Origin of the sequence: Pseudomonas sp. P7779 (assembly GCF_013386315.1) — a bacterium.
Classification (GTDB): domain Bacteria; phylum Pseudomonadota; class Gammaproteobacteria; order Pseudomonadales; family Pseudomonadaceae; genus Aquipseudomonas.
The window spans coordinates 22,177-37,337 of the sequence record NZ_JACARZ010000048.1 but is presented as its reverse complement, the minus strand read 5'-3'; the positions used below and the strand labels follow the sequence as shown (position 1 = coordinate 37,337).

16 protein-coding genes are annotated in these 15,161 nt (G+C 61.1%); 5 read left to right on the top strand and 11 right to left on the bottom strand.

The features are described 5' to 3' along the window. Window positions 1-77: 77 nt before the first annotated feature. The gene (locus tag HX869_RS15565; protein ID WP_003211399.1) at window positions 78-425 is read right to left on the bottom strand and encodes a DUF6124 family protein; all 348 of its coding nucleotides are present in this window, start codon (window positions 423-425) and stop codon (window positions 78-80) included. A 563-nt stretch (window positions 426-988) separates the two neighbouring features. Here HX869_RS15565 and HX869_RS15560 point away from each other — a divergent pair. Continuing rightward, on the top strand, window positions 989-1,675 hold the full coding sequence (locus HX869_RS15560) for a M24 family metallopeptidase (RefSeq protein ID WP_087694233.1): 687 nt from the start codon (window positions 989-991) through the stop codon (window positions 1,673-1,675). A 62-nt stretch (window positions 1,676-1,737) separates the two neighbouring features. Here HX869_RS15560 and HX869_RS15555 read toward each other — a convergent pair whose 3' ends face one another. From HX869_RS15555 to HX869_RS15540, 4 genes are read right to left on the bottom strand one after another with little or no spacing between them, the layout of a single operon-like run. Continuing rightward, on the bottom strand, window positions 1,738-3,003 hold the full coding sequence (locus HX869_RS15555) for an FAD-binding oxidoreductase (protein WP_177049715.1): 1,266 nt from the start codon (window positions 3,001-3,003) through the stop codon (window positions 1,738-1,740). Further along, complete coding sequence (locus HX869_RS15550) at window positions 3,000-3,752, bottom strand: amino acid ABC transporter ATP-binding protein (protein WP_008435413.1); 753 nt, start codon at window positions 3,750-3,752, stop codon at window positions 3,000-3,002. The genes HX869_RS15555 and HX869_RS15550 overlap by 4 nt, the downstream gene beginning before the upstream one ends. Beyond that, the gene (gene ehuD, locus HX869_RS15545; protein WP_008435412.1) at window positions 3,749-4,417 is read right to left on the bottom strand and encodes an ectoine/hydroxyectoine ABC transporter permease subunit EhuD; all 669 of its coding nucleotides are present in this window, start codon (window positions 4,415-4,417) and stop codon (window positions 3,749-3,751) included. The genes HX869_RS15550 and ehuD overlap by 4 nt, the downstream gene beginning before the upstream one ends. Then, a complete protein-coding gene (locus tag HX869_RS15540; protein ID WP_178903300.1) occupies window positions 4,414-5,196 on the bottom strand; it encodes an ABC transporter substrate-binding protein in 783 nt (260 codons plus the stop codon). Before HX869_RS15540 ends, ehuD begins: the two co-directional genes overlap by 4 nt. 215 nt (window positions 5,197-5,411) lie before the next feature. On the opposite strand from HX869_RS15540, the gene HX869_RS15535 reads away from it, so the two are divergent. Further along, the gene (locus HX869_RS15535; protein WP_003211410.1) at window positions 5,412-6,191 is read left to right on the top strand and encodes an IclR family transcriptional regulator; all 780 of its coding nucleotides are present in this window, start codon (window positions 5,412-5,414) and stop codon (window positions 6,189-6,191) included. A 213-nt stretch (window positions 6,192-6,404) separates the two neighbouring features. On the opposite strand, the gene HX869_RS15530 is transcribed toward HX869_RS15535, so the two are convergent. Further along, on the bottom strand, window positions 6,405-7,649 hold the full coding sequence (locus HX869_RS15530; protein ID WP_003211412.1) for a saccharopine dehydrogenase family protein: 1,245 nt from the start codon (window positions 7,647-7,649) through the stop codon (window positions 6,405-6,407). A gap of 29 nt (window positions 7,650-7,678) precedes the next feature. Beyond that, a complete protein-coding gene (locus HX869_RS15525; protein ID WP_003211413.1) occupies window positions 7,679-8,776 on the bottom strand; it encodes a carboxynorspermidine decarboxylase in 1,098 nt (365 codons plus the stop codon). 184 nt (window positions 8,777-8,960) lie between these two features. Here HX869_RS15525 and HX869_RS15520 point away from each other — a divergent pair, with 184 nt between their 5' ends. Then, entirely contained in the window at window positions 8,961-9,623 is a 663-nt protein-coding gene (locus tag HX869_RS15520) for a DUF2268 domain-containing putative Zn-dependent protease (RefSeq protein WP_102368828.1), read from the top strand. Window positions 9,624-9,845: 222 nt separating this feature from the next. Here the strand turns inward: HX869_RS15520 and HX869_RS15515 are convergent, their stop codons facing one another. The 4 genes from HX869_RS15515 to HX869_RS15500 all read right to left on the bottom strand — a co-directional run bounded on the left by HX869_RS15515 (window position 9,846) and on the right by HX869_RS15500 (window position 13,199). Beyond that, window positions 9,846-10,319: a GNAT family N-acetyltransferase gene (locus HX869_RS15515; protein ID WP_003210233.1), complete on the bottom strand. Its 474-nt coding sequence runs from the start codon at window positions 10,317-10,319 to the stop codon at window positions 9,846-9,848. Further along, a complete protein-coding gene (locus tag HX869_RS15510) occupies window positions 10,312-10,704 on the bottom strand; it encodes a GFA family protein (RefSeq protein ID WP_003210231.1) in 393 nt (130 codons plus the stop codon). Before HX869_RS15510 ends, HX869_RS15515 begins: the two co-directional genes overlap by 8 nt. Before the next feature lie 75 nt (window positions 10,705-10,779). Continuing rightward, a complete protein-coding gene (locus tag HX869_RS15505) occupies window positions 10,780-11,868 on the bottom strand; it encodes a polyamine ABC transporter substrate-binding protein (RefSeq protein WP_003210229.1) in 1,089 nt (362 codons plus the stop codon). Between the two features lie 29 nt (window positions 11,869-11,897). Beyond that, a complete protein-coding gene (locus HX869_RS15500; protein ID WP_003210227.1) occupies window positions 11,898-13,199 on the bottom strand; it encodes an FAD-binding oxidoreductase in 1,302 nt (433 codons plus the stop codon). 117 nt (window positions 13,200-13,316) lie between these two features. Between HX869_RS15500 and HX869_RS15495 the strand changes: the two genes are divergently transcribed. Continuing rightward, entirely contained in the window at window positions 13,317-14,207 is an 891-nt protein-coding gene (locus tag HX869_RS15495; RefSeq protein ID WP_003210225.1) for a LysR substrate-binding domain-containing protein, read from the top strand. A gap of 21 nt (window positions 14,208-14,228) precedes the next feature. Further along, a complete protein-coding gene (locus tag HX869_RS15490; RefSeq protein ID WP_003210222.1) occupies window positions 14,229-15,074 on the top strand; it encodes a LysR family transcriptional regulator in 846 nt (281 codons plus the stop codon). The last annotated feature ends 87 nt before the right edge of the window (window positions 15,075-15,161 follow it).

The window sequence follows — 15,161 nt, the reverse complement described above, 5'->3', positions numbered from 1 at the left end:
GGCCTGGACGCTCTGCGTCTGCCTTTGTGACGCGGAGCGTCACGGTCTGCATTCCCACGCGGAGCGTGGGAACGAGCTCAGCGCGGGCTGGTTTGCGCGCATCGATCCAGCGCTTTGTCGACCAGCATCTGCACACCTTCCAGCATCCGGCAAATGCCCAGCGCCACGTTGCGCTGGGTACCATCGACTTCGAAGGCCAGGTGAGCGGCGATGACATTGATCGACGCCAGGTCTTGCGAGGCATTGGCCAGCAAGGTTTCCGTGTCCAGGTCCGTACGCACGGTAAATAATCCATCGAACGGTAGCTCGGTGGGTTCAGGCGGTTGGGGTTGGGCGTCAGGTTTCAGATAGTGGTGAATGGCGCGGTAAGCGGCTTCTTGAAGCCGGTCGGTATGCGGTGGGGGATTTGGGCTGTCTTTAATCATGGTGAAGCTCCTTTGTGAATGGAGCTGCCACGATTCGCGGTCAAACGATTAGGGTGGCAGCTATACGCGGGTTGACCGACCGGCCCAAAGAACAAAACCGGCATACCCGAAGGTATCCCGCGTACAGCTGCCGCGACACAATACATCAGGCGTAAAAAAAACGCCCAAGATCGGTTTTGGCGCAGTTGTTCTATGGTTGCGGACGGTCAAATCCGGTCGCTGAATTGGCAGCGACTGCGGGAGGTTAGTCAGCCCGGGTCCGACCGACAACCTGAAACAGTTGTCGGAAAAATCCGAGCATGTCTCCCTCAGTCAGAGACGGTCCATGTCGCACAATCGTGTGGTCCTGGCCACCGCCAAGTCGGTGCTCCGGCTATTGATCGCTCCCACGCTCTGCGTGGGAGCGCTGCCCTGGACGCTCTGCGTCTGCCTTTGTGACGCGGAGCGTCACGATCTGCATTCCCACGCGGAGCGTGGGAACGAGCTTAAAATCCGAGTGCGTCTCCCTGTCGAGGAGAGTGCTGCTACCATCGACGCAATCCCTCATCAGTCAGAGACAATCCATGTTGCCTAATCGCGTGGTCCAGGCCGCCGCCAAGTCGGTGCTGCAGCAGCTCGTTACGCGGATCACGCCACAGTCCACCGAAGCCTCCATCGCCGAAATGGCGACGCAGATGCTCGCGGATTCCGGCTATCCGCAGACCTGGTATTACGACTGCCCGGCCTTTGTATTGCTGGGTTCGCGCAGTGCGCTTTCGGTGTCGGGACGCGACTATCGGCCCAGTGATGAAGCCGTTGGTTTACACAATCTGATCACGGTGGATTTGAGCCCGAGAGCAGGCAATGTGTGGGGCGACTGTGCCCGCTCTTTCTATGTGGAGGAGGGCGTGTGCCGGGCGGTGCCGGTGGGGGCCGAGTTCAGCAGGGGTTATGAAGTCGAGCACCTGCTACACGCGATGATGCGCACATTCGCCCGGCCTGAAACCACGTTCAACGATCTCCACGCGTTCGCCAATGACCTGATCGCATCCGAGGGTTTCGAGAACCTCGATTTCGCCGGCAACGTCGGCCACAGCATCTGCGAGCAGCGTGACCAAAGGCTCTACATCGAGGCGGGCAATCATCGGCGCCTGGAGGAGGTGACGTGCTTTACCTTCGAGCCGCATGCTCGCGAGCGAGGCGGTCGCTGGGGCTACAAGCATGAAAATATCTATTTCTTCAGTGATGAGGGAAAGGTCTGCGAGCTTTGACGAAGGCGCCGGTCTCCTGAGGACACGCGGCGCCTTCGGTTTTTTCGCGAGCAAGCTCGCTCCTACAGGGAGAGGCGATCCAGCAGGCTGTACCACGCCACGCCCGCGCCGATGTAGAAGCGTTGCAAGCCATGCAGTGGCAACCGCTGCAAAGGCGTTACCGGGTAAGCGAAGTCGGAGCGGCTGTCACACAGGCGTCCGGCCAATTGCTGGCCGAGGCTGGTGCACAAGGCAATCCCGCGTCCGTTACAGCCCAATGCCAGGGTCAGGCCGGGTGCGGGCTCGTGGACGTGGGGCATAAAGTCCCGGGTGATCGCGATCCGGCCCGCCCAGCGGTACTCGAAGTCCAGCTTGCCCAGCTGGGGAAACAACAGTGCCAGCGAACGTTCCAGGTGCGCAAAATCTGCGGGCCCGGTGGGATCTTCGAACAACCCGCGCCCGCCCATCAGCAGGCGACCGTGGGCGTCCTTGCGAAAGTACAGCAGTAGCCTTTGGGCGGTTGAGACGGTTTCCTGCCCCGGCAAAATGCTCTCGGCCCCAGGCCCGCTCAAGGGCCGGGTGGCGACGATAAAACTGTTGGCCGCGAGCACACTCTGGGCCATGCCGGGCCACAAGTCGCCGCTGTAGCCGTTGGTGGCCAGTACCACTTGGCCGGCCGACACCTGCGCGCCGCTCGCGGTCTGCAACTTCCAGCCCGCGCCCGCCTGTTGCATCGCGGTCACTGCGCTCTGCCCATGAATGCGCACGCCCGCCGCCTGGGCTGCACGCACCAGGCCCCGAGCATAGGCCAAGGGTTGGATGGCGCCCGCGCGACCGTCCAGCCAGCCACCGGCAAACGCCTGGCTGCCCATGCGGGCGGACACCGCGCCGGCATCCAGGCGCTGCACCGGCACCCCGCGACGTGCCCACTGTTCGGCCCGGGCGTGCAGGCCCGCCACGCCTTTTTCGGAATAGGAAACCTGCATCCAGCCCTTGCGTGTGGGCGCACAGTCGATGCCATGGCGCTCGATCAGGTTGAACACCAGGTCGGCAGAGTTGGACACGGTGTTGATCAGTGGCTCGGCGCGCTCGGCACCGTACATCTGCACCAGTTGATCCGGGTCGTATTTGAGTGTCGGGTTGACCTGCCCGCCATTGCGCCCGGACGCGCCCCAGCCGGGCTCGTTGGCCTCCAGCACGCACACGCTGACGCCGCGTTCCGCGAGGTGCAGCGCCGTGGACAAGCCGGTATACCCGGCGCCGACGATGGCCACGTCCACCTTCAATGACTCAGCCAACGCGGGTGTTTGCGGTGCAGCGGGCGCCGTCGCGGCCCAGAGTGACTTCATGACAAGCTCCGGGTATTGGCCGTCGGGTGCAGCACGCGGCGCAGGAAGTCCTGGGTGCGCGGTTGTTGCGGGTTGCCCAGCACCTGCTCGGCCGGCCCGCTCTCCACGATGTAGCCGCCGTGCAGGAAGCACACGCGGTCGGCCACTTCCCGGGCAAAGCCCATTTCGTGGGTCACCACGATCATGGTCATGCCTTCGTCGGCGAGGGTGCGCATGACCTCCAGCACATCGCCCACCAGTTCCGGGTCGAGGGCCGAAGTGGGTTCGTCGAACAACATCGCATCGGGTTTCATCGCCAGTGCGCGGGCGATGGCAACCCGCTGTTGCTGGCCGCCGGAGAGTTGTTCCGGGTAGGCATCGGCCTTGGCCGACAGGCCGACTTTATCCAGCAGCGCCAAGGCTTCTTCCCGGGCCTGTTGCAGCGGTTCGCCCTTGACGTACACCGGGCCTTCCATCACGTTTTCCAGCACGGTGCGATGGGGGAACAGGTTGAAGCGCTGGAACACCATGCCCATGCGGCTGCGCAGGGCGTGTACGGTCTTGCTGCCACGTTGCACGGTTTCGCCGAACACGTTGATGGTGCCGCCGTCGTAGGCTTCCAGGGCGTTGATGCAGCGCAGCAGGGTGGATTTGCCCGAGCCGGACGGGCCGATCAGGCACACCACTTCGCCCTTGGCCACGTCCAGGTCGACGCCGTGCAGCACGCGATGGGTGCCGTAGTGCTTTTGCAGTTGGCGAATCTCGATCATGCTTTTTTCCTCCGGCCCAGGTGCTGTTCCATGCGGCGCAGGCCATACACCAGCGGCAGGCTCATCAGCAGGTAGAGCAGGGCGACCAGGGTGTAGACGGTCATGTTCTGGAAGGTGGACGAGGCGATCAGTTGGCCCTGGCGCGTCATCTCGGCCACGGTGATGGTCGACACCAGCGATGAGTCCTTGAGCATCATCACCAGGGTGTTGCCGTAGGGCGGCAAGGCGATGCGAAACGCCTGGGGCAGGATTACCCGGCGCATCATCAGCACCGAGCGCATGCCCAGGGCTTCGGCGGCTTCACGCTGGCCCTGTTCGACGGCGATGATGCCGGTACGGAAGTTCTCCGCCTGGTACGCCGAGTAGGCGATGCCCATGCCGATCACACCCGCCTGGAATGCACTGAGGTGCACGCCCATGTCCGGCAACACGAAGTAGATGTAGAACAGCTGCACGATGATCGGCAGGCCGCGAATCACATTGATCACGGTGCTCGCCGCCCACGACAGCGCCTTGATCGGCGACAGTTTGAGCAGCGCCAGCACCAGGCCGATCGCGCTGCTGAGCAGGAACGACAGCACGGTGATCTGGATCGTCACCCAGGCGCCTTGCAGCAGGATCGGCAGGAAGTCCTGGGCGTTTTGCAGGAATTCAGCCGGGTTCATGGCTGCACCTGGGCATCAAGCCCCCACTTCTTCAGGATCGCGTCCAGGGTGCCGTCGGCCTTGATGCTGGCGATGGCCTGGTTCAGGCGTTCGAGGGTTTCGCTGTCGCCTTTGCGCACCACCAGGCACACCTCGCCGACGTTGACCGGCTTGTAGTCGGCGGCGAGCTTCACGCCCTTGAACAGCTTCTGGCGGATCTGGTACGCCACCACCGGCTGGTCACCCACGGCGGCCTTGATGCGGCCCAGGCTCAGGTCGCGGACCATTTCGCCGATGGAGTCGTAGGTGCGGATTTCCTTGAAGATCCCCAGCTTGTTGAGCATGTCGTAGAAGATCGTGCCGGCTTGTACACCCACTACCTGGTCCTTCAAGGAACTGAGGTCGGTATAGGTCGCGTTGTCGTCGGCACTCACGATCAGGCCTTCACCGTAGGCGTACACCGGCGCGCTGAAGTCCACCACCTGGGCACGCTCCGGGGTCTTGAGCATGCCGGCGGCGATCAAGTCGAGCTTGCCCGAGGTGAGGGACGGGATCAGCGCGGCAAAGTTGGTCTGCTCGATTTCGCTGGTGAAACCACCGGCCTTGCCCACTGCGTTGGCGACGTCGACCATCACGCCCTGGATGCTGTTGCTCTTGATGTCGAGGAAGGTGAACGGCGAACCGCTGGCCGTTGCACCGACTTTGTACGAGGCTGCACCGGCGGCGTGCACGGTGGCCACGCAAAAGGTGGCGCAAAGACCGAAGGCGAGGCGGCGAAACAAGGGCGAAAGACTGTTCATCGGGTTACTCCAGAAGGAAAACGGATCGTCAGTACCGCGAGCGGTTACCAAGCAAACCGCAAGCTCTGTGCCATTTCGATTAAACAAAATCGTTTTGCGCTATGGAAATTAAACAAAATGAACCATTCGTATCGGTATGCGATTTTTAGTGGTCGAATTTCGCGATTTCGTGTAGAAATATCGCCACGCTTGATCGACCTGACCGCGAGTTCGCCATGTCCGAAGAACGCAACAGCTTGCACAACCAATCCCTGGAAAAAGGCCTGTCGGTGCTCAAGGCATTCAGCGCCCAGCGCCGCAGCATGAGCCTTGCAGAGGTGGCCGAGGCCGCCGGCATGACCAAAAGCTCGGCCCAGCGCATGGTGTTTACCCTCGAGAGCCTGGGTTACCTTCGGAAACACTCGCGCACCCGTCATTACCAACTCACACCACGGGTGCTGGAGTTGGGCTTCAGTTATCTGGATGCGCATTCGCTGATTGAAGTGGCCAACCCGTTCCTCTCGGAATTGACCCGCCTGACGGGAGAAACCTCGTGCCTGACCGAGCCTGCGGGTTACGACATGACGTATATCGCGCGGTTTGTCAGCTCCGGCTTCGTGCCGGTACACATGCCGATTGGCTCGCGGGTGCCGATGTATTGCACGGCGTCGGGCCGGGCGTATCTGAGTGCGTTGCCGCAGGATGAGGCGCTGGCGTTGATCGAGCACAGCCAGCGGGTGGCGCATACCAGCCAGACGTTGACGGACGTCGACAGGATCATGGAGTCGTTGCAGCAGGTGCGCGAGCAGGGCTATGCGGTGAATGGCCAGGAACTGTTCCTGGGGGACATGACCATCGGCGCGCCGGTGCTGGGGGCGAACGGTCGGCCGGTGGCGGCGGTGCATGTGGTGGCGCCGACCAGTCGCTGGAGCCGGGCGGATGCAGAGAAGCAGTTGGCGCCGGCGTTGTTGCAGTGCTCAAGGGCGTTGAGCAATTCGGCGCGTAACCTGGAGTAACCCGCTCTCAAGAACACAGCAAATCCAAAATGTGGGAGCGGGCTTGCTCGCGAATGCGGTGTATCAGTCGCCAGATGCAGTGACTGGCACACCGCATTCGCGAGCAAGCCCGCTCCCACATTTTGATCTTCATCATTCTTTGAGATTGGTGTGAGCCCCAACAAAAAATGCGCCCCTGAGGGCGCATTTTTTTGTTCGGTCAACTATCGCCTATCAGGCAATCGCATCCCAGGCACGGTCACCGTTCTCGTCTTTGATCCGAGTCGGCAAGCCCATCACGTCCAGCGCCTTCAGGAACGGCTCAGCCGGCAGTTCCTCGACGTTGGCCATGTGCTTCACGTCCCACTCGCCACGGGCAACCAGCAGCGCTGCGGCTACCGGCGGTACGCCGGCGGTGTAGGAAATGCCCTGGCTGTCGGTCTCGGCGAAGGCTTCTTCGTGGCAGGCCACGTTGTAGATGAACAGCTCGCGTGGCTGGCCATCCTTGGTGCCCTTGACCAGGTCGCCGATGCAGGTCTTGCCGGTGTAGCCAGGCGCCAGCGACGACGGGTCGGGCAGCACGGCCTTGACCAGTTTCAGCGGCACGACTTCCAGGCCTTCGGCGGTGGTGACCGGTTTTTCGGAGAGCAGGCCGAGGTTTTTCAGCACGGTGAACACGTTGATGTAGTGTTCGCCGAAGCTCATCCAGAAACGCACATTGGGCACGTCGAGGTTTTTCGACAGCGAGTGCACTTCATCGTGGCCGGTCAGGTACAGGTTCTGCGAACCGACTACAGGCAGGTCGTCGGTGCGTTTGACTTCGAACATGGTGTTGCTGGTCCACTGGCTGTTCTGCCAGCTCCACACCTGTCCGGTGAATTCGCGGAAGTTGATTTCCGGGTCGAAATTGGTGGCGAAATATTTGCCATGGGAGCCGGCATTGACGTCGAGAATGTCGATCGAATCAATGCGGTCGAAATGCTTTTGTTGCGCCAGCGCTGCATAAGCGTTGACCACACCCGGGTCGAAGCCCACGCCAAGGATGGCCGTGATGTTCTTCTGTTTGCACTCTTCCAGGTGGTTCCATTCGTAGTTGCCGTACCACGGCGGGGTCTCGCAGACCTTGCCCGGCTCTTCGTGGATGGCGGTGTCGAGGTACGCCACGCCGGTGTCGATGCAGGCACGCAATACCGACATGTTGAGGAACGCGGAACCGACGTTGATGACGATCTGCGATTCAGTCTCGCGGATCAGTGCCTTGGTCGCTTCCACGTCCAAAGCGTTCAGCGCGAAGGCCTGGATGTCGGCGGGTACCTTGAGGCTACCCTTGGCCTTGACGCTGTCGATGATGGCCTGGCATTTGGAGATGTTGCGCGACGCGATAGCAATACGACCGAGTTCGTCGTTGTGCTGCGCGCACTTGTGGGCCACCACCTTGGCGACACCTCCTGCACCAATGATAAGAACGTTCTTTTTCAATTGCTTTATCTCTCCTTTATCTGTCCGCTTTACGAAAGGCTGGACAGGTAGTCGTCGTAACCAAATTCACGAACCACTTCGACTGTACCGTCGAGTTGTTTCACTACGATGGACGGCATTTTCAGGCCGTTGAACCAGTTTTTCTTGACCATGGTGTAGCCTGCCGTGTCGATGAACGACAGTCGATCGCCGATGGCCAGCGGCTGATCAAATTGGTACTCACCGAAGATATCCCCGGCCAGGCACGACTTGCCGCACACCATGTAGGTGTGTTCGCCATTGCTCGGCGCCAGCTTGGCGTTGAGGCGATAGATCAGCAGGTCCAGCAGGTGGGCTTCGATGGAGCTGTCTACCACGGCGAGGTTCTTGCCGTTGTAGAGGGTGTCGAGCACGGTCACTTCCAGGGAGGCGCTGTTGGTGATCGCCGCTTCGCCGGGTTCCAGGTACACCTGCACGTCGTACTTCTGCGAGAACGCCTTGAGGCGCTGGCAGAAGGCGTCGATGGCATAGCCTTCACCGGTGAAGTGGATGCCGCCGCCGAGGCTGACCCAGTTGACCTTGTGCAGCAGCGCGCCGAAGCGTTCTTCGATGGTGTTGAGCATCTGGTCGAACAGGTTGAAATCACCGTTCTCGCAGTTGTTGTGGAACATGAAACCGGAGATTTGCTCGATCACACCTTCGATCTTCACCGGGTCCCACTCGCCCAGGCGGCTGAACGGGCGCGCCGGGTCGGCCAGCAGGTAGTCGGAGCTGCTCACTTGCGGGTTGACGCGCAGGCCGCGGGTCTTGCCTTCGCTGCGCTCGGCGAAGCGCTGCAGCTGGCTGATGGAGTTGAAGATGATCTTGTCGCAGTTGTCGAGCATCTCTTCGATTTCATCGTCGGCCCAGGCCACGCTGTAGGCGTGGGCTTCACCTTCGAACTTCTGGCGACCCAGCTTGAGCTCGTACAGCGACGACGAGGTGGTGCCGTCCATGTATTCCTGCATCAGGTCGAACACCGACCAGGTGGCGAAGCATTTGAGGGCCAGCAGAGCCTTGGCGCCGGACTGTTCGCGCACGTAGGCGATCTTCTGCATGTTGACCAGAAGCTTTTGTTTGTCGATGAGGTAGTACGGCGTTTTGATCATTTTCAGAGCCTGCGGCGGTGCCTGCCAAAAAAGGACACGCATTGTGCCCGCACTTGGGACAGATCGAAAGGTTAGTCAGCGGAATTTGCTGGCCCGGTTATAAGCTGGCCTGTGAATATGACAGCCCGTAGGTATGATGAGCCGCTTTGATAACGGACCACGGCTTGGGCGACGAGAGGTGAGAATGGACGCATGGACGCTGCATTGGCTGGAAGCTTCGGGGAGCCTGGCGCAGTTTCGCCCGGAGTTGATCCGAGAGTTTGAGGTTGCCTACGAGGCAATCGCGCAACTGCTGCCGCCGCCGCGGCTGGACATCCTGATCCAGCGGTTGCCGGGGGAGACCCTTCCGGAACTCGGCCTGGTGGGCCGTGCTTATCGCAGCACGATGTTCAGCATGACCCTTGATCCCGATAACCCGAATTTCCTCACCAGCCTGCGAAGCGGTGCATTGCGTCGACACGTGGTGCATGAGGTGCACCATTGCCTGCGCATGGCGGGCCCCGGTTATGGCTGGACGCTGGGGGAGGCGATGGTCAGTGAGGGCCTGGCCGGGCAGTTTGTGCGGCAGGTGCTGGGCAGTGAGCCGGAGTTGTGGGAGCGGGCGCTTGCCCCCCAGGAACTGCTGAGTGCCCCGGTAGACCGCCAGCTTCTAGACGCCACGTATTACGATCACAGTGAATGGTTCTTTGGTACCGGCGCGCGGCCAAGATGGCTGGGATACACGCTGGGCTACCAGATGGTGGAGGCCTGGCTGGCAAAACAGGGCGAGGTGGACGCCGCCACATGGGTCAATGTACCCGCCCAAGACATACTCGCCAATGCCGCCAAAGCGGGGTTGGTGGCCTGACTTTGAAACACAAGCCCACCAAACAACCCCTATCCCCTGTGGGAGCTGTCGAGCCTCAGCGAGGCTGCGAAGGCGGCGGCACAGCCGATAAAATAAGCTGCCTGACACACCGCTATCGCAGCCTCGCTAAAGCTCGACAGCTCCCACATGACAAAAACGCACCCACACTGACATCAAACCGTCATCTCCCCCCCCGAACGTATTCAGGCCGGTTGTCGTTGATCACCTGCATGAAGCCTCCTGATCAATTAATGATTTAGCGTGAGTTGCATGTTCGTCCTGTACCGGCTCAAACCCGCAGCGCAGATAAAAGCTTGCGCCCTCGTGGGTGTCGGTAGACAGGCGCACGACATGGAAGGATTGCGCCGCGCGTGCCAAAAGCTGGCCTACCAACGCTTTGCCCACCTGGCGTCCCCTTGATGCCTGTGCGACGTACACCCGGCGCAGCCTGCCAACCTCCGGACCGGCGTAAGGGTCATGGGACAAACCGCCAACGGCGATCAACTGCCCGTTGCTGAATACACCCAAAAGACATTCGCCTGGCTGGTCAAAACGGTTGGCGCCGCTGGACCACTCTGCAACGAGTCGCGTGAGAAACCTGAATCCTTCGGCGACGGCTTCTGCTTCCAATACCAGGATCTCTTCGGGCAGCGCCGAGAGGGTGCGTATCGACAAACCGTCCTCTGATTCAGCCACTGCGATTCTCCAGATCCAGCCAAGCGGCCTTGGAGTCAACGCAGGAGTGCTCCTGCTTGCCAGGCAAGAGCGGCGTATCGAGTGTAGCGATTGCTATCGAGACCCAGTCTGGGTAAACACCATTGATATCGGACCAGAACATCGACGAGCCGCAGCGTGAGCAAAACTCACGAAACACACCCTCGGAAGATTCATAAGCCTTGAGCGTTTGCAGCGAAGACTCGATGTGCACCGACGATTTCGGAGCACTCGCGTATGTCGCGAAGGCGGAGCCATGACTCTTTTGGCATTTTTTGCAGTGGCAATGCGTCACAGCTTTCAGCGGTGTCGATACTCGGTAGCTGACCGCGCCGCACAGGCAGCTACCCTGGTGAAGTCCTTCCATGTTGATTCAATCCCAAGCTCAATGGAGTGACTATACCGCTCTCCCATGAGCCTTGAGCAAGTCCGGTTTTCGGTATCACGTATTGGTCTTCAACTTGGTCCACAACCGAGTGGCCAGCCGCGCAATCGCTGGCGGCAGGTCCTCCACGATAAACAGCTTGTCCATCACGCTTTTCGGCGGGTAGATCGCCAGGTCTTGCTTCACCTCAGGGGTCACCAGCTCATCCGCCGCGCTGTTGGGGTTGGCGTAGTGGATGCTGTTGCTAATGTTGGCAATCACCTTGGGCTCCAGAAGGTAATTCATATAGGCATAGCCGTTTTTCTCGTGCGGTGCACCCTTGGGCATCACCACCATGTCCAGCCACAATGTCGAGCCTTCGTCCGGGATCGAGTAGGCGATGCTGATACCGTTTTTCGCTTCCCTGGCGCTGGCGGCAGCCTGTACCACGTCGCCGTTAAAGCCGATCACTGCGCAGATATTGCCGTTCGCCAGGTCGCTGATGTACTTGGAGGCATGGAAGTACTGGATGTAGGGGCGGATTTTCAACAGCGCCTGCTCGGCCTTTTTGTAGTCGGCCGGTTCGTGGCTGTGGTGCGGCAGGCCCAGGTAGTTGAGGGTGATCGGCAGGATCTGCGTGGGGTTGTCGATAATCGCCACGCCGCAGGCGCTGAGTTTCTTGATGTTGTTTTCATCAAAGAACAGGCTCCAGGAATGGGTGACGTCGGTGGTGCCGAAGATCGCCTTGATCTTCTCGACGTTGTAGCCAATCCCCGCCGTGCCCCACATATACGGGAAGCCGTACTGGTTGCCCGGGTCGTTGGTCTCCAGCTTTTTCATCAGCAACGGGTCGAGGTTTTTCCAGTTGGGCAGTTGGCTTCGGTCGAGCTTCTGGATCGCCCCGGCCTTGATCAGCCGCGAGAGGAAGTGGTTGGACGGGCTCACCACGTCATAACCGGTATTGCCGGTCATCAGCTTGGATTCCAGCACTTCATTGCTGTCGTGAATGTCGTAGGTCGCCTTGATCCCGGTCGCTTTGGTAAAACTGGTCAAGGTGTCATCGGCGATGTAGCCGTTCCAGTTGGAAATGTTCACTTCTTCGGCGGCGTACACAGCCGCCGGGAGCGCGCTGAGGATGACCGCCAGGGACAGACTGTTGATGTGCATGTGAATCACCTTTATCGAGGTTTCTTGTTCTAGATTTCTGTCCGTGCTCGAACCGTTTCCACGCCCATACGCAGCATGGCACCGATGTCGAACAACGGCCGGGGTGGCAGCCAGCCGGGCTGTGCCCTGTGCATCACAGAGTGCAGGAGCGAGGAAGTCTGGCCCGACGCCCACTCGGCCAGCAGTCGACCCCACAGCGTGCCGCGGGCCACGCCTGAACCGTTGCAGCCCGCGACGGCATACAGGTTGCTTTCGACCCGCGCGAAATACGGTTGACCGCTGCGGGAGGCGCTCAAGTGGCCGGTCCAGGTGTAGTGGATGTCTTGTTCGGTCAGCCACGGGAAGCGTCGCTGCATGCCCTTTACATGGTGTTGGCGCCGGTGCAACAGGTCGCCGTTGGACAAGTCCCGGGTGCGGTACTCCGCTGTGTTGCGGATCATCACCCGATGGTCCGGTGTCAGGCGCACCGTGGCACCCAGTGGCCGCGTGGACAGCACGCCCCACGGTTCCACTGCGCCGATCCGGCGGTATTCCTCATCGCTGAGAGGGCGGGTGAGGCTGGCGCTGAGTTCCATCGGGAACGTCGCACTGGCCTCAAGGCCCACCCGTGGAATAAAGGCGTTGAGGCACACCAGCACCTGGCCGGCTTCAATGCAGGCGTCCAGGCCGTTGGCGCGAATGCCGCCATTGGCCATGCGCTCAAGGCCGGTGATGTCGGTGTTCTCATAAAGCGTCACGTTGTCCGGCAGCGCTTCGAGCAAACCCTTCACATACTTCGCCGGTTGCAGCAAGGCGTTGCCGTGGCCGCACCAGATGGCGGCCTGGTAATGCTCGGTGCCGAGTGTCTGCGCGAGTGCGGCACCTTGCAGGAACTGCGCTGAAGCACCCGCGGCACGCAAGGTCGCCAACTTGGCATCCACATGCGCAAGCTTGTCGCGATCGTGCACGGCGAAGTAGTAGCCGCTGTCCCGAAAGTCGCAGTCGATGGCATGGCGGGCGATGCGCTCGCGCACTTCATCGCTGGCTGCGCGGGAGATCGCGGTGTCCACCTCAAAGTCAGCGAAGCCTGCGTTGCCCATCAGTTCACTTGCAGCGGGATGCTCATGGGCCACCACAAAACCGGAATTACGCGCTGAGGCACCTTGGGCGGCGCGCTGGCGGTCGACGATCACGATGCGCGCCTCGGGGTGCATCTCGGCCAGGTTGTGCGCCGCACACAAACCGGTGATGCCGGCGCCGATCACCAGCCAGTCGGCTTTTTGTAGGCCGGTGAGTCGGTCCCGGGCGGGGAGGCTTTCAGTCTGGGCAATCCAGCCACATGTGTTTTCCATGAAGATCCTCGGCAGTATGCGTTGCTGGCATAAATAAGTTCGGGCTGCAGCTGGAATCTATAGGGCCTGCGGTGATACAACCAACGTTATAAAATCATCCAGCCATTCGGAAAACGCATGGATAACATCCGTCACGTGCCTTCGCTGCAGGGCCTTCAGGCGTTGGTTGAAGTCAGTGACTGCGCGAGCTTCACCGTGGCTGCGCAGAAGCTGTGCCTGACCCAAAGCGCGGTGAGCCGCAAAATCCAGCAACTGGAAAGCCATTTCGGCGTGCCGATGTTCACCCGGACCAGCCGCAGCCTGCGCCTGACCTCCGAAGGTGAGCAGGTGCTGGCCAGTGCCCGGAGCATCCTGGCGCAACTGAAGGGGCTGGAGGATCGGCTCTCGCCTCGTAAACGTCCGTTTCGCATCCGCCTGCATGTGTCGCTGGCGGTGCGCTGGCTGCTGCCCAAGCTCAGCGATTTCTATCGCAACCATCCCGATATTTCCCTGGCAATCGAGACCGTCGCCACCGAGGTGGTCGAGCCGGCGAGTGACAGCGATGCCTACATCCTTTACCTGCCCAAGCCCGACAACGATCCTGCGCGGCTGACCTTGTTCCACGAATCATTGGTGCCGGTCTGCGCGCCGGGTTTGGGGCCACTGGCTTCCGTGGAACAGCTCGAACACTTTGCGCTGCTGCATCGTTCAGCCGACAAGCAGGACTGGATGACCTGGCTGGCGGCCAATGGCGCGCGGTCGCTGGACGACTACCGGCATATCCCGTTCAACCTTGACGAATTGGCGCTGGATGCCGCCGCGCGCGGGCTTGGGGTGGCGATGACGGATCTGACGCTGGCGGCCGAGTCGATCGAACGGGGTGTGTTGGTGGTGCCGTTTGGTCAGCCGCTGGTGACCGGCGGGGTGTATGCATTGTGCTTGCAGTCATCGGCGGCGTCACACCCAGGCTGCGTGCTCATCATGCAGTGGTTTGGTCAGCAGGCGCGGCATGCTAACGTCACGTCTTGACTCTCTATCGCCAGCCCATCCATGAAAATGCCCGATATCGACGCCATCCAGGCGTTCGTCCTGGTCGCCGAACTCAAGAGCTTTACCCGCGCTGCCGATGCCATCGGCGGCACCCAGGCGGCTATCAGCCTGAAGATAAAACGCCTCGAAGAAAGCCTTGGCCGCAAGCTGCTGGAGCGCACGCCGCGACGGGTCACGCTGTCGGCCCATGGCCAGATGTTTTTGGCCAGCGCCCGCCGCTTGCTGGACAACTACCAGGATGCGATGAATTGTTTTGGCCCGCAGAAACGCACCTTGCGCGTGGGCGTCAGCCACCACATTGTCGGCGCCGATCTCAGCCTGTGGCTGCGACGTTTGGCGACCACCGACCCGGACGTGATCGTGGCGTTCAGCCTCGGCACCTCGCGGGATATGTTGATGAACTACGAGCAGGGCAAGCTGGATGTGGCGATGATCCTGCGGCACGACAACCGTCGCCAGGACGGCGAAGTGGTGGGCATCGAACGCTTTGGCTGGATGGCTTCCCACGACTTCGAATTGCGCCAGGGCGGGGCGTTGCCCCTGGCGATCCAGCCGGAACCCTGCGGCATGCGCAGCATGGTGATGGCGGCGCTGGCCGAGCAGAACCGTGCCTGGGAAGAGGCGTTCGTGGGCAGCGGGATCCTGGCGATCGGCGCTGCAGTGGTGGCGGGAATTGGCATCGGCGCGATGGTTGGGCGAATGGCGCCCAGTGGCTGCGTCGACGTGGAGCAGCGTTTCGACCTGCCGCCGCTGCCCAGTCGCGAAGTGGTGCTGTATACGGCGCAGCGGGACTCTCAGGCGCAAGCGTTGATCCGCACGTTGAGCGCCGATATTCCCGCCGATTGAACTAGAAAATCAGACGCCCGGCCCAGGCCATCAGCAGCGCCAGGCTGCCGATGCCGAGGAGTGTGAGCCCAAGGGCTACGAAGTGAA